13 protein-coding genes and 1 pseudogene are annotated in these 14,314 nt (G+C 71.2%); 7 read left to right on the top strand and 7 right to left on the bottom strand.

Annotation, left to right across the window (positions count from 1 at the left end; genetic code table 11):
* Positions 1-167 precede the first annotated feature (167 nt).
* From AC07C1_RS11595 to AC07C1_RS11565, 7 genes and pseudogenes are all read left to right on the top strand, one after another.
* Positions 168-665, top strand: coding sequence for a TetR/AcrR family transcriptional regulator (locus AC07C1_RS11595; protein WP_478938510.1), 498 nt, complete (start codon positions 168-170; stop codon positions 663-665).
* Positions 662-1,549: a TioE family transcriptional regulator gene (locus AC07C1_RS11590; RefSeq protein WP_478938509.1), complete on the top strand. Its 888-nt coding sequence runs from the start codon at positions 662-664 to the stop codon at positions 1,547-1,549. The genes AC07C1_RS11595 and AC07C1_RS11590 overlap by 4 nt, the downstream gene beginning before the upstream one ends.
* A 4-nt stretch (positions 1,550-1,553) precedes the next feature.
* On the top strand, positions 1,554-2,003 hold the full coding sequence (locus tag AC07C1_RS11585; protein WP_478938508.1) for a nucleoside deaminase: 450 nt from the start codon (positions 1,554-1,556) through the stop codon (positions 2,001-2,003).
* Positions 1,996-2,967 carry an isopenicillin N synthase family dioxygenase gene (locus AC07C1_RS11580; RefSeq protein ID WP_478938507.1) on the top strand — a complete coding sequence of 324 codons (972 nt, stop codon included), beginning with the start codon at positions 1,996-1,998 and terminating at the stop codon, positions 2,965-2,967. The genes AC07C1_RS11585 and AC07C1_RS11580 overlap by 8 nt, the downstream gene beginning before the upstream one ends.
* A gap of 266 nt (positions 2,968-3,233) precedes the next feature.
* Positions 3,234-3,581: pseudogene (locus AC07C1_RS11575) on the top strand (condensation domain-containing protein); the annotation flags it as partial.
* Between the two features lie 70 nt (positions 3,582-3,651).
* Complete coding sequence (locus tag AC07C1_RS11570) at positions 3,652-5,754, top strand: hypothetical protein (RefSeq protein WP_478938506.1); 2,103 nt, start codon at positions 3,652-3,654, stop codon at positions 5,752-5,754.
* A complete protein-coding gene (locus AC07C1_RS11565) occupies positions 5,754-7,301 on the top strand; it encodes a hypothetical protein (RefSeq protein WP_478938505.1) in 1,548 nt (515 codons plus the stop codon). The genes AC07C1_RS11570 and AC07C1_RS11565 overlap by 1 nt, the downstream gene beginning before the upstream one ends.
* 77 nt (positions 7,302-7,378) lie before the next feature.
* On the opposite strand, the gene AC07C1_RS11560 is transcribed toward AC07C1_RS11565, so the two are convergent.
* From AC07C1_RS11560 to AC07C1_RS11530, 7 genes are all read right to left on the bottom strand, one after another.
* A complete protein-coding gene (locus AC07C1_RS11560) occupies positions 7,379-7,825 on the bottom strand; it encodes an SRPBCC family protein (protein WP_478938504.1) in 447 nt (148 codons plus the stop codon).
* A 25-nt stretch (positions 7,826-7,850) separates the two neighbouring features.
* Positions 7,851-8,948, bottom strand: a complete 1,098-nt coding sequence (gene ccsB, locus AC07C1_RS11555; protein ID WP_478938503.1) for a c-type cytochrome biogenesis protein CcsB — start codon at positions 8,946-8,948, stop codon at positions 7,851-7,853.
* On the bottom strand, positions 8,945-10,690 hold the full coding sequence (gene resB / locus AC07C1_RS11550; protein ID WP_478938502.1) for a cytochrome c biogenesis protein ResB: 1,746 nt from the start codon (positions 10,688-10,690) through the stop codon (positions 8,945-8,947). The genes ccsB and resB overlap by 4 nt, the downstream gene beginning before the upstream one ends.
* Positions 10,691-10,694: 4 nt before the next feature.
* On the bottom strand, positions 10,695-11,465 hold the full coding sequence (locus AC07C1_RS11545) for a cytochrome c biogenesis CcdA family protein (RefSeq protein WP_478938501.1): 771 nt from the start codon (positions 11,463-11,465) through the stop codon (positions 10,695-10,697).
* A 1-nt stretch (position 11,466) separates the two neighbouring features.
* Positions 11,467-12,057 carry a TlpA family protein disulfide reductase gene (locus AC07C1_RS11540; protein ID WP_478938500.1) on the bottom strand — a complete coding sequence of 197 codons (591 nt, stop codon included), beginning with the start codon at positions 12,055-12,057 and terminating at the stop codon, positions 11,467-11,469.
* A 115-nt stretch (positions 12,058-12,172) separates the two neighbouring features.
* Positions 12,173-13,471 carry a polysaccharide deacetylase family protein gene (locus tag AC07C1_RS11535; protein ID WP_478938499.1) on the bottom strand — a complete coding sequence of 433 codons (1,299 nt, stop codon included), beginning with the start codon at positions 13,469-13,471 and terminating at the stop codon, positions 12,173-12,175.
* Between the two features lie 147 nt (positions 13,472-13,618).
* Complete coding sequence (locus AC07C1_RS11530; protein WP_478938729.1) at positions 13,619-14,278, bottom strand: histidine phosphatase family protein; 660 nt, start codon at positions 14,276-14,278, stop codon at positions 13,619-13,621.
* Positions 14,279-14,314: the final 36 nt, after the last annotated feature.

Here is a 14,314-nt window from a genome sequence, read left to right as displayed (position 1 = left end):
CGACTCGTCACCGAAGGGCGGCCGTCCGCCGGCCGCGTAGGCCACCACGGAACCGAGCGCGACGACATCCACCGCGCCGGTCAACCGCCGCGCCCCCGAGGCCTGTTCGGGAGTTCTGAGCGGACAGCCCGCCGATCCGGAATGTCCTTCTGGAAAGGTACTCCAGAATGAGCCCGAAGCAGCAGCGTGGCGAGGCCACCGTCGAACAGCTCCTGGACGCCGCCCTGCGCGTGTACGCGGAGGCGGGCGAGCAGGGGCTGACGGTCGCCGCGGTCACCCGGCCGAGCGGGGTCAGTCTCGCTAGCCTGTATCACCACTTCGGCAGCATCGACGGCCTGCTGAACGCTCTGCTGACGCGCCGGCTCGGCCGCCTGCCCGACGAGCTGGTCGCGGCCCTAGAGCACACCCGCACCTCACACGCCGGAAAGCGGCTCCGGGACGCCCAGGAGGCCCGCCTCTCCCCGCTCGCCCAGTGGGCCCAGCGGTACGTCGACTCCGGTGAACTCGCCGCGCTGCCGACGCCGTTGATCGAGTCGCCGATCCTGGGGCCGGTCATCGGGATCGCCCGCCGCCGGCTGTCCGGCGTGGACGACGTCGACCTCGACCGGGCGGCGGTGCTCCTGCCGGACCGCATCTGGCTCGCGGTCGCGGCGGAGCCCGGATGACCACCGGTCACGGCGCGGGAGACGTGAACGCCGGCCGGGGCGGCCGAGAGGGGCGCCGTGGAGGCGGGACGGCGGGACGCGACCGGCTCCGGCCCGTGGACCTGGCCCGCCTGGCCGGGCTCTCCACGCAGCAGATCCGCAACTACGAGGACGCCGGCGTGCTGCCCCCGGCCGAGCGCACCGCCTCCGGCTACCGCCGCTTCGGCGAACCGCACCACCATGCCCTGCTGACGTACCGCTCCCTGGCCCGGGGATACGGCACCACCACCGCGGCCCGGATCATGCGTACCGTGCACGCCGGTGACACCCCGGCCGCCCTGGCCCTGGTGGACGCGGCCCACGCGGCCCTGCACGGCGAGCGGGCGGCCCTGGAGGAAACCCGGGCGGCGCTGGCGAACTTGGCCGAAGATCGCCCCTCGTCGTCGCCGTCCGACGCGCTGCGCATCGGCGAGGTGGCCGCCCGGCTCGGTGTCCGTACCTCCGCGCTCAGGGTCTGGGAGGACGCCGGGCTGCTCGCCCCGGGCCGCGAGCGGGGTACGGGCTACCGGGTGTACTCCCCCGCCGACGTCCGCGACGCTCGCGTGATCCACTCCCTGCGCAGCGCCCACCACCTGTTCGACCGGATCCGCCCGGTCCTCGATGAACTGCGCCGGGAGGGCAGCCGGGAGGCGCTGCGGACCGCGCTCGACACCCGTGACCGGACCCTGACGGCCCGCACCCGGGCGATGCTGAAGGGCGCCGGCGCCCTGGCCGACTACCTCGACACCGACCACCTCGACACCGGCCACCACGACACCGGCCACCTCCAGGCCGACCACCTCGACACGCGCCGGACGGTCGGGGCGTGCTCGCATTGCCCCGGTGTTCCCGGCGCAGCAGAGTAAGGGCATGGACGAAGAGCAGGCCCGCGTCTGGCTCGCCACCGCCGTCGAGGAGGCCCGCGCCGGACTCGCCGAGGGCGGCATCCCCATCGGCGCCGCCCTCTACGGCCCGGACGGCGCCCTCCTCGGCCGCGGCCGCAACCGCCGCGTCCAGGACGGCGACCCCTCGACGCACGCCGAGACGGCGGCCTTCCGCGCGGCCGGCCGGCAGCGCACGTACCGTGGCACGACCATGGTCACCACCCTCTCCCCGTGCTGGTACTGCAGCGGCCTGGTCCGCCAGTTCGGCATCTCCCGGGTGGTGGTCGGCGAGGCCACGACCTTCCACGGCGGCCACGACTGGCTGGCCGGGCACGGAGTGCGGATCGTGCTCGTGGACGACCCGGAGTGCGTGGCGATGATGAACGCCTTCATCAAGGACAACCCGGACCTGTGGAACGAGGACATCGGTGCCTGAACCCCGCGTTCCGATCCCGACCATCGACCTGCGCCCCTGGTCGGACGGTGACGCCGAGACCCGGGCCGCACTCGCCCGCAGCGTCGACGAGGCCCTGCAGACCGCCGGATTCCTGCTGATCACCGGGCACGGTGTGGACGCGGAGCTGCGTTCCCGGATCCGGTCGGCCGCCCGGGAGTTCTTCCTGCTCCCGGACGAGACCAAGCGGCGGTACGCGGCCCGGGTCGGCGGACGCGGCTGGCTGGGGCCGGGGGCCGAGGCCAACGGGTACGCGGAGGGCACCGAGACACCGCCCGACCTGAAGGAGTCGCTGACCTTCGCCACGGACGAGCCCTTCGACGATGCGGCCGTCAACGCCGAGTGGTACGCCCCCAACGTATGGCCCGCCGAGATCCCCGGACTCCGGCCGCTGTGCCAGGAGTACCTCGCGAAGATGGCCGGCCTGGAGAAGGAGCTGCTGTCCCTGCTGGGATACGCGCTGGGGCTGGAGCCGGACCTCTTCTCCCGGCACATGGACCATCCGACGTACGGCTTCAACATCAACTGGTATCCGGGCACGGAGGTGGTCGGCGAGCCGCGGCCGGGGCAGTTCCGGATCGGGCCGCACACCGACTTCGGGACCGTCACGATCCTCGACCGGCAGGCCGGGAAGGGCGGTCTGCAGGTGCACACCGACGCCGGCGGCTGGCAGGACGCGCCCTACGACCCGGCCGCCTTCACCATCAACGTCGGGGATCTGCTGGCCCGCTGGACCGGGGACCGGTGGCGGTCGGGGCGGCACCGGGTGCTGCCTCCGCCCACCGACACGCCCGCCGAGGAGCTGATGTCGCTCGTGTACTTCGGCGAGTGCACCCCGGGCACCCGGGTGGAGTCCGTGCCGGCGCCGGTGGGCCGGGTGGCGTATCCGCCGGTCGACTCGCACGTCTACCTGCGCGAGAAGCTCGACTCGATCACTGTCGGCTGACCCCCGGCCGGTCACCGTCGGTTAATCCACTTCCGCGTTCGGCCTGCCACCCGTTCCGTTGAAATGAACCGGACGGGCATGTCCCGGCCGCGTCCCGCGGCATTGCCTTGCGGGGGGGCCCGCATCCAGGGGCCCCTTCTGCGATGGGAGACGCGTGCGAATCACTGACATCCAGCGCTGCGAGGTCCGGCCGGGACGGCTCGTCGAGTGGACGCTGAGCCCGGCGACCGTCGCGGTGGCGACGGGACTGCCGGAGGACTCCCGACCTCCGGCCTACATCCCCCCTGTCCCGGATGCCGCTGGCCCGGGTGCTGAGCCTGCTCGGCGCGGACTTCCGGCCGGTCTCGCGCGACCTGTACTCGATCGTCTCCTACCTCGACGCCCGGGGCATCCCCGGCGCCGAGCGGTGGGCGGAGCTGAAGGCGCACGGGCTGCTCCGGGTGTCGTACGGGGACCAGGTGTGCGTGTGGGTGAACCGGCTGCACGAAGGGCTGTGGCTGGCGAGCCGGTACCCGGACACGGACGTGGCGGCGAAGAACCTGCGGCTGTACGTCGAGCGACTGCGGGACCACATCGCCTCGGTGGCCCACGGGAGTCTCCCGGCCGTTTCGTAACACAACGGACACCACTTCCCCTGGTAGAGACAACTCCCCCTTCCTACACTGCTGTTGAGGGGGAGATGCGGTGCACAGACGGTTGCACGGGCGTGGGGTGCTGTTCGATGTCGATCCGGCCGGTCTCGCGCCGCGACTGGTGGGCATGCGCCCCCATCAGCATCGCGGTCATCCGCTGGAGCATCCGGACGAGCCGCCGTTCGTGGTGCTGACCGGGGCGCGTGGGCTCGGCAAGAGCGCGGTTCTCGCCGAGCTGCGGGACTCCTACAAGGGGCACACGCCGGTCGCGCTGGTCGACTGTGCGGAGGGCCAGTTCGCGGGGCCGCCGACGGACCGTCCCGCCGAGTCCTGGTCGCCGCTCGCGCAGGCGCTGCTGGTACTCGCCGAGCAGCTCGCGGCGCCGGTGACGGGCGCCGGGCGGATCACTTTCCCGCGGCTGATGTCGGGCCTGGTCGCGGTGGCCGCGGGCGGCTGGGGTGACGCCGACTCCGAGCGGATCCGCCGGGAGGTCGAGCGGATCCTGCTGCTGAACGAGAGCGGCTCGTGGATCAGCGGGCTGGCCGGGCGCTGGGCCGGGAAAGTGGCGGCCAAGGTGGTCGCCGCGGCCACCGGCACGGGACCGCTGGTGTCGGGCGCCATCGAGGCGACGCTGGAGTCCGTCGCGGAGGGCTTCACCAGCCGCCGGCACCAGAAGGCGTCCATCTGGTGGCGGACGTATCCGAACGCGGGCGGCAACGCCCAGCGCGGGCTGATCCTGCTGTCCGGGCACTTCCGGGCGGGCGGAACCTCGCGGGAGCACGCCGAGCGGTATCTGGTGCGGGCTCTGCTGGCCGATCTGACGGAGGCCTACGCGGGCGTACTGCCGCGGATGCAGCGGCTCGGCCGGCCGCTGGTGCTGCTCGACAACGCCCAGTCGGCGCCGGGCCCGGGACTGGTGGCGGCCGTGCTGCGCGACCGCGCCGACGGCATCACCGACCAGGTGGCGTTCATCGCGGCCCGGCGGGGCGAGGGCCGTGCGGAGCTGCGCAGCGCGGTCCGGCGGGAACTGCCGGAGGTGGCCCGGCGCAGCGACTGGACGCCGGACGCGGCACCCTCCTCGCGGGCACTGCTGCTCGCGCTGCCGCCGCTGAGCCCCGATGACACGCTGCACATCGTCGGCGCGGTCTGCGAGGACACCCCGGTGCCGCCGCAACTGCCTCATGCCACGCACCGGTTGACCGGCGGGAACCCGCTGGGCATCGTGCTGCTCGCCGAGGCGGCCGCGCAGCGTCTGCCCGGAGCGTCCGCACTGGGCGAGCTGCTCACCGCGGAGACCCGGCCCGCCGAGGACCGCCCCGGCCGGCCGGCCTACGAGGCGCTGCTGGACCGGCTGGTGCCGGCCGAGCACCTGGAGGAGCTGACCGTGCTGGCCGCCGCCCACGATCACGGCTCGGCCTGCGCACTGGCCACGGAGCTGCTCGCGGACACCTTCGGCCCGGCGAGCGTACGGGCCCTGCAGACCCTGCTCGCCGAGGAGGGTCTGCCTGCCGTGCCGGGCCGGTTCGTCGGCGATCCGTTCGTGCGCACCCTGCTGCTGCTCCGGCTGCACCTGCGCGACGCGGACCACGCGTCCTGGCGTACCGCGCACGAGACGCTGATCGCCCACTACACCGCCGCCGAGCACGCCCGTTACCGGCTGCATCACGAACTCGCGCTGGGCGTCACGGAGTCGGCGGTCGCCCACCTGCGCGACACCTTCCCCACCGCGGACCCCGGCGACTGGCTGCGCACCCTGCGGTTCATCGCGTCCGCGCCCTACTTCCACGCACACGACGCCGAGGGCCGCGACTCCGGCGGCCACGGCGACCGGCGGGCCGCGGTGGCGCTCGGCCGCACGGACGCCGAGCACGCTGTGCCGGAGGACGCGGACGCCGTACTGCACCTGCGGATACGGCGGCTGCTGCACGCGGTGTGGCAGCTCGCGGATCCACTGGCGCTGCCCGACCCGCAGGTGTGCGACCGGCTCCGCTTCGAGCTGGAGCAGCTGTCCAACCTGCGGCCGGCGGGCAACGCGCTGCTGTGGCGGGCCTCGCGGGACTGGCCGGCGGCGGCGCTCGCCGGGCGCCCGATGGGCGGCCCCGCCGATCCCGGCACCACGGACGACGGCCCGGACGACCGGAGCGGGGAGGCGTGATGGCGCGCAGGGGTGTGGGCACATGGGTGCGGGAGGGCGTGTGGGAGATCCCGCTGCGCCGCTATCTCGCCCTGCTGGTGACGGCGGCCCTGGTGACCGGCCTGGTGTTCGCGGTACGGGCCCTCACCCACGAGGACCGCTCCTGCGCCCCCGGGGTGAGCCGGCCGGAGGGCAGCGAGGAGTGCGTGGGCGTGGCGACGGGCCCGTACGACTTCGGGCAGCCCCGGCTGCGGGAGGTCGTGCGGGCGATCGGGCGGGAGAACGACCGGCTCCGGCCCGGCGGCCAGGTGACGGTGGCGCTGATGCTGCCGTACACCTCCACCTCCACGACCAGCCTGAACGACATCCAGCACCAGCTCCAGGGCGCCTATCTCGCCCAGTACCAGGCCAACCACGAATCCAACGGGGAAGCCCCGCAGATCCGGCTGGTGCTGGCCAACCCGGGGGCGACGGGCGGCCACTGGCGGCAGACGGTCGACCAGCTGACCCGGATGACGACCGGCGCGGACCGGCTGCGCGCGGTCGCCGGCATCGGGCAGAGCACCGACGCCAACAAGAAAGCCGTCCAGGAGCTGACCCGGCGCCGCATCCCGGTGATCGGCTCCTCCATCACCGCCGACGACCTCGCCAACGGGCAGCGGGGCAGGGACCCCTACCCCGGTCTCGCGCGGGTGTCGCCGACCAACATCGACGAGGCCCGCGCGCTGGCTTCCTTCGCCAAGGTGAGCGCGGGCAAGGCGCTGCTGGTGTACGACAAGCCCGGCGACCCGTACACGCGGACGCTGCAGGGGTCGTTCGCGGCGCTGATCAAGGGCTCGCCGTACGAGCCGCAGCCGTTCACCCCGCCCGCCGACCGCAGTGCGGAGGGCACGACCGCGAACACGTTCCGGCAGATCACGCACCTGGTGTGCGACACCTCGCCGGAGACGGACACGATCCTGTTCGCGGGCCGGCACACCCAGCTGCGGCAGTTCATCAACGCGCTCGGCGGGCGCGGCTGCCAGGACCGGAAGTTCACGGTGCTGACCGGCGACGAGGCCTCCTACCTGACCCACGAGAAGGATCTGGACCGCGCGGCGCTGCGGCACAACCTCTCCGTGCGCTACACCGCCCTGGCCCACCCGGACGCCTGGACGAAGGACCCGGTGCGGACGGGCGGCTCGGCGGCGGACTTCACCGCACTGCAGAAGCTGCTGACGGCCGCCGGGCGGGGGCCGACGGGCCCGATCGGTTCGGTCGCCCTGGACGACGGGCAGCTGATCATCGGCTACGACACCGTGCGGCTGGCCGTGCACGGCATCCGCGAGGCGGTGCCGGGCGGCCGGAGCGTTCCGGCGCTCGCGGACGTGGGCCTGCAGTGGCCGCAGGTCAAGGGCTCGCTGCGGGTGGCCGGGGCGAGCGGCTGGATCTGCCTGGACGTGCACGGCAACCCTTACGACAAGGCCGTGCCGATCGTGGAGCTGACCCCGCAGGGCGGCTCGCGTTTCGTCCGGATCGCCTGGCCGGAGGGGAAGCCGCCGGGGAAGAAGTGCCTGCCGCCGTCCTAGGGCCTCTCGTTCGGATCATGCCGGATCAGGGAGCGGGGCCAGGCCCCGCGAGCCCGGCATGATCCGAACGAGAGGCCCTAGGTGAACTGACCGGGAAGGGGCTGCGAGGGCTCCTGCCCGGGAGGCGTCGGCTCCAGTTCGGCGATCATCCGTTCGAATCTGGTGCGCCAGGCTGCCTCGGACTCCCCCTCGCCCTGGAACTCGTGGGTGAAGCGCAGCATGCTTCCCCGGTCCCCGTCCCGCTCGAGATGGAACCGGAGCCGGCCGCCGTCCCCGAGGGTGTACTCGGCGACCCGGTCCACGTCCCACGCGGTGACCCGCCCGGAACCCAGGTCACCCAGGGTGACCGCACCGTCGAGCCGGGGCTCCAGAACGTCGACGGCGGTGAACCAGCCCCCGAGCCCCTCGGGGGTGGCCACCGCCGGCCAGACGTCCTCCATGCGCCGCGGGATCCGCACCAGGAGGTGGATTATGTGCGTGTTCCCGTGCGTCTGGCTGATGCCTTGTTCGATGGAACCGCTCATGACACCAGTGTCACCGACCGGGCGATTACACGCCCGCGTAGGAGTGCTTGCCGCTGACGAAGATGTTGACGCCGTAGTAGTTGAACAGCCAGCAGCCGAAGGCGAGCAGCGCCAGGTAGGCGGCCTTGCGGCCCTTCCAGCCGGCGGTGGCGCGGGCGTGCAGGTAGCAGGCGTAGGCGATCCAGGTGATGAAGGACCAGGTCTCCTTGGGGTCCCAGTTCCAGTACCGGCCCCAGGCGTCGCCCGCCCAGATGGCGCCCGCGATGATCGTGAACGTCCACAGCGGGAAGACGGCCGCGTTGACCCGGTAGGCGAACTTGTCGAGGGACGCGGAGGCGGGCAGCCGCTCCAGCACCGAGGAGGCGAAGGCACCGGGCTTGCCGCCGGACTGCAGCTTGTTCTCGTACGAGTCCTTGAACAGGTACAGGATCGTGGCGACCGCGCCGACGTAGAACACCGCGCCGCAGAAGATCGCGGTGGAGACGTGGATGTACAGCCAGTACGAGTGCAGGGCGGGAACCAGCTGGTCGCTGGCGGTGTACAGGACGGTCACCGCGAGACCCAGGTCGAGCAGGACCGTGGTGATCAGGAACAGCCCGAGCCAGCGCACGTTCTTCCTCAGGCCCAGCAGCGCGAGGTACACGCCGACGGCGACCGTGGAGAAGGTGATGTTGAACTCGTACATGTTGCCCCACGGCGCCCGCCCCACGGAGGCCGCGCGGGAGGCGACCCCGGCCACCTCCACCAGGAAAGCGAGCGCAGTGAGGGAGATGGCGATACGCCCGTAGAGATCGCCCTGCTCGTCCCCGCCGTGGGCGCCGGGCCCGTCCGGCACGTCCCGGGCGCCGGACGCGGAGCGCACGACGACCTTGGGCCGCTCGAGTACGGCGGTGCCGCCGGCCTGCTTCACGGTGACGGCGGGTCCCGCCTGCCGCGTGCTCCCGGCGGTCAGCGCGGCGGCCGTACGGCCGACCTTGCTTCGGCTGCCGAAGAGCCATTCGGCGATGTACGCGAAGAAAGCCAGGGTGTAGACGGCCATCGACGAATAGATCAGCGTGTTGCTGATGCTCGCCAGGTGCTCGTTGGTCGCGGCGGCGAGATCGGTTGCGGCGGCGAGAGTCACTTCTCAGCCCCTTCGGCAGGTACGACTTCGAGGTCGGGGGAGGCTTCGTTGAATGCTGCGGAGTCGTCGGGGCCGGGTGCGCCCGGCGCCTGGTCGTAGAGGATTCCGGCGAGGTCGCCCAGTTCCTCGGGCACCTTGGCGGACTCGCTGCGGCCGAGCCCGGCCATCTCGACGACCGTGACGCCGTCGGCGCCGCGCACCGCCCGCACCCACACGCGGCGGCGCTGGATGAACAGGGAGCCGGCCAGACCGAAGATCGCGGTGAGGGCACCGCCGAGCGCCCAGCCGCTGCCCGGCTCCTGGACGATCTCGAAGCCGGCCCACTCCTTGACGTCCTTCTCGAAGGTGATGGACCCGGCGCCGTTCGGCAGCGTGAGCGTGTCGCCCGGCTGGAGCAGCTTCTTCAGCTGCTGCCCCTTGGCGTCCTTGAACGCCTTCATGTGGGTCTTGTCGAGCTGGTACACGCTCTGCGGGATGCCCGAGTCGACGCCCAGGTCGCCGTGGTAGGCGTTCACCGCGAGCAGCGGGTTCACCAGCGCCGGGAACTGGGAGAGCATCGTGCCGCTCTTGGCGTCGAAGGTCGGCACGAAGAAGGCCTGGAAGCCGAGCTGGTCCTTCTTGCCCTGCGGGTCGCGGTAGCCGTCCATCACCTTGATCACGCCGTTGGAGGTGACGTTGCCGTCGAGCGGCAGCAGCGGCACGGCGTCCCTGTAGACGATCTTGCCCTTGCCGTCGCGGACGGTGATGACGGGCGCGTAGCCGTGGCTGACGAGGTAGACCTTGGAGTCGTCGATCTTCAGCGGCTGGTTGACCTTGATGGTGGTCGGCTGTTGCCGGCCGTAGGCGCCCTTGCTGTACTTGATCTTGGCTTCGAAGGTGCGCGGTGTCCCCCGATTGGGGCCGCTCAGCTCATAGGTGGCCTTGAAGTCCTTCAGGTCGAAGCTGAACGGCACCAGATCGCCGCTGGTGAACAGGCGGCCGGACTGGATGTCGTCGTACATCGGGATGGCGTTGGAGAAGCCGTCGCCCTCCACCATCAGCTTCGTGCCGTCCGACTTGTACAACTGCCCCGAGGCGAAGGCGACCAGCAGCACGATCAGGGCGATGTGGAAGGCCAGGTTGCCCAGCTCGCGCAGATAGCCCTTCTCCGCGGCGACGGCGTCATCGGCGACACGGGCGCGGAAGCGGCGCCGCTTGAGCAGGGCGAGCGCGGCCTCGCGGATCTGCTCGGGGTCGGCCTCGGTACGCCACGTCGTGTACGCGGGCAGCCGGTTCAGCCGCTTGGGCGCGCCCGGCGGACGGCCGCGCAGCTGGCCGACGAACTGCCAGGTGCGCGGAATGATGCAGCCGATGAGGGAGACGAAGAGCAGGATGTAGATCGCGGAGAACCACACCGAGCTGTAGACGTGGAACAGGCCGAGCTTGTCGTAGACCGGCGCCAGCGTCCTGTGGGCGGCGCGGAAGTCCTCGACCTTGCTCGCGTCGGCGCCGCTCTGCGGGATCAGCGAGCCGGGGATCGCGCCGAGCGAGAGCAGCAGGAGCAGCAGCAGCGCGACCCGCATGGAGGTCAGCTGCCGCCAGAACCAGCGGGCCCAGCCGATGACACCGAGGCCGGGAAGGCTCGACAGTTCCTCCCGCGGGGCCGTGGACAGCTGGGAGCCGGCCGCCCCGAGGTCCTCCTGGTCCCGGCCCTCGGCTGCGTCCGGGGAGTTGCCGGGCCCGGTCTTGGAAGTCGTGCTCATCGAGTCAGATCCCCACACTGAAGCCGTTGGACCAGGTCTGCATCTGCTGTACCAGGCCGTCCCAGGCGCCGGTCAGCAGCAGCACACCGGTCACGATCATCATCGTGCCGCCGATGCGCATCACCCAGACATAGTGGCGCTTGACCCAGCCGAAGGCACCGAGCGCCTTGCGGAAGGCGACGGCGGTGAGGACGAAGGGCACGCCGAGGCCGATGCAGTAGACGACCGTCAGCAGGGCGCCGCGGCCGGCGCTCGACTCGTTCCACGCCAGGAAGTTCACCGACGACAGGGTCGGACCGAGGCAGGGCGTCCAGCCGATACCGAAGAGGGCGCCTATGACGGGCGCACCCACCAGACCGGTGGCGGGCCGCTTGTGGAAGCGGAACTCGCGCTGGGTGAACCAGGGCATCAGCCCCATGAAGAACACGCCCAGGAGGATCATGAGCACGCCGAGCGCCTTGCTCAGCGGATCCTTGTACTCCTGCAGGGTCGAGCCGAAGTAGCCGAACAGCGCCCCGCCCGAGACGAACACGGCACTGAAGCCGATGACGAACAGGGAGGCACCGGCGACCATCCGTCCGCGCCGGGCCTCGGCCAGGTCGGTACCGGCGACCCCGGTGACGTAGGAGAGGTAACCGGGAACCAGGGGAAGGACACAGGGCGAGAAGAAGGAGACGAGACCACCGAGCAGCGCGACCGGTGCGGAGACCAGCAGGGCACCGTGGAGGACGGTCTCGTTCTGGCCCGTCGCGGCCAGCGTCAGAGTCGCGCTCACGTCACTTCTCCGCCAGGACCGGCTTGAGCACCTTCAGCAGGTTCGTGTCGTCGAGCGGCTCCAGGGCCCGCGCCGCGATCTTCCCGTCCTTGTCGAGGATGAGCGTGGAGGGGATCAGCTGCGGGTTGAGGGTGCCCTTCTTGAAGCGGAGCATCAGCTTGCCCGTGGGGTCGTACAGGCTCGGGTAGCCGATCCCGTTCTCCTTCTCGAAGGCGACCGCGGGGGTGGTGCTGGTGTCCCGGGTGTTGATGCCGACGAACTGCACGCCCTTGCCCGCGTAGTCCTTCGACACCTTGGCGAAGTACTTCGCCTCCTCCCGGCACGGCCCGCACCAGGAGCCCCAGACGTTGACGACGACGACCTGGCCCTTGTAGTCGGCGACGTCCAGGGTCTTGCCGTCGATGGTGCTGCCGGACAGGTCCGGCGCCGCGGCCCGCTTGTCCCGGGGCGCGGTGCTGATGCCGTTGTGGCCGGTGACGAAGTGGGTGTCGCCACCGCCGCCGGAGGTGCCGCCCTTGCCGCACGCGGACAGGGTCAGGGCCGCGACGGCGGCCACGGCGCTGAGCAGGACGGCGCGGCTACGGGTACTCATGTGAAAAGTTTCGCATGCCTGTTCCGAGGATCTCGCACGCCCCCCTCCGGGGCGGAAAACCGCATTTCAGGGCGTATTTACACGGGACATTTCGGGCGGCACGCCGCGGATGCCCTCAGGCCGCGTCCGAGGAGGCGGACTTGGTGTCCCGCAGGAACTCCTTCCAGCCCCCGGCGGGCCGCTGCCCGACCTCCAGCGTCCGGAGCCTGGCGAGCACCTCGGGCTTCTGCACGTCCAGCCAGTCCACGAACTGCCGGAAGGACACCAGTCGCACATCGGCGCCCTTCGCCTTCTCCCGCGCGATGTGCTTGAAGGCCTCCTCGACGGAGTCCATGTAGATGCCGCCGTTCCACTGCTCGAAGTGGTTGCCTATGAAGAACGGCGCCCGGTTTGTCCTGTATGCCCGCTCGAATCCCTGGATGTACGCCTGGGCGGACTGCTTGCGCCAGCCCGGGTAGTTGTAGGCGGGCGCCTTGGTGGAGTTCACGGACTGGTTGGCGAGCATGTTGTAGTCCATCGACAGGACCTCGAAGGAATGTCCGGGGAAAGGTATCTGCTGCAACGGCAGGTCCCAGATCCCCTGCCGCTTCACCGGCCACGTCTGACGGCCGCCCGGCGAGGAGGCGTCGTAGCGCCAGCCCAGCTCGCGAGCGGTGGGCAGCAGGTTGTCCTGGCCGAGCAGACAGGGCGTACGACCGCCGACCAGCTCCTTGTCGTAGTCGAAGGGCAGCGACGGCAGATCGGTCCACCCGGTGTTCGTCCGCCACTCCTTCACGAACGCCTTGGCCTGCCGGATCTCGCTCCGCCACTGCTGCGCGGTCCAGTTGGCGACCGTGCCGTGGCCGGCGCAGAAGTGCCCGTTGAAGTGGGTGCCGATCTCGTGGCCCTCGAGCCAGGCCCGGCGGACGTTGGTGAGCGTGGCCTTGATGTGCTCGTCGGCGAGGTAACCGATGTCGGAGGCGCCGCGCGGGTTGTTCGGGGGCTCGTACAGCCGCTTCTTCGACTCGGGCAGCAGATACAGCCCCGAGAGGAAGAAGGTCATGCTCGCGCCGTGCTCCTTGGCGAGGTCCAGGAAGCGCGGGAAGAGTCCGTTGCCGACCTCGCCGGCGCCGTCCCAGGAGAAGATCACGAACTGCGGCGGGGTCTGCCCCGGCTCCAGCGGCTCGGGCCTGGCCGGCTGGTGCGGCTGCCTGCCGGTGAGGGAGGTGGAGCCGTCGCCGATGGGCCGGGCCGGATGCGCGCCGCCCTTGCCTCCCGACCCGGCCTTCCCCTTGCCGGAACCGTCCGGATGCCCGGCACCGTCCGAGGACGTGAGGCTCCCGCAGCCGGTGAGACCGGCGGCGGCCGCCGCGCCCGCGCTCGCGCCGAGGCCGAGCATTCCCCTTCGGGAGAAGGTCCGGGAGATGGTGCGCATGGAGATCCCCGATCGTCGCGCCTGCTGGTGGTCACCCAGTCAGAGGGCGCGACGATCGGGGGGGTTCCGCCAATTTATGTGCTTTTCGTAACGAGTTCCGCAAAAGCACTCTAAGTCACTTCAAACGGACCGTCAGGAACCGCTGGGTCAGGCCCCGAAGGCCTTCCCCTGGACCGTACCCTTGCCCTTCTGAGGCTTGGCACCGGCCCGCAGATGAACCGGGACGAGATCGATGGCGGGCTCGCTGTAGCCCACCGAGACAATCCTGTCGCCCTGGTATGTGAAAGTCGTCAGGGACGCGAGTGTGCACTGCCGCTTGCGCGGATCGTGCCAGAGCCGCCGCCGCTCGACGTACGAGCGCACGATCCAGATCGGCAGCTGATGGCTCACCAGCACCGCCTCGTGCCCGCGCGCCCGGTCCTTGGCCGCGTTCAGCGCGCCCATCATCCGCACGACCTGGTCGAGGTACGGCTCGCCCCAGGACGGCCGGAACGGGTTGACGAGGTGCTTCCAGTTGTCCGGGTTGCGCAGGGCGCCGTCCCCGACGCCGAACGTCTTGCCCTGGAAGACGTTGCCGGCCTCGATGAGCCGCTCGTCGGTGTCCAGGTCGAGACCGTGCACCTTGGCGATCGGGGTGGCGGTCTCCTGCGCCCGCTCCAGCGGGGAGGCGACGACATGGGTGACGTCCCGCGAGGCGAGGTGCTCGGCGACCCTGTCGGCCATCTGCCGGCCCAGCTCGGACAGGTGGTACCCGGGCAGCCGCCCGTAGAGGATCCCGTCCGGGTTCTCCACCTCGCCGTGCCGCATGAGATGGACGACGGTGACGTCCTTGCCGCTGCTGCT

Source organism: Streptomyces sp. NPDC045022 (assembly GCF_056432605.1).
Note: the sequence above shows the minus strand (reverse complement) of the source record. Positions and strands in the feature narration are given on the sequence as shown.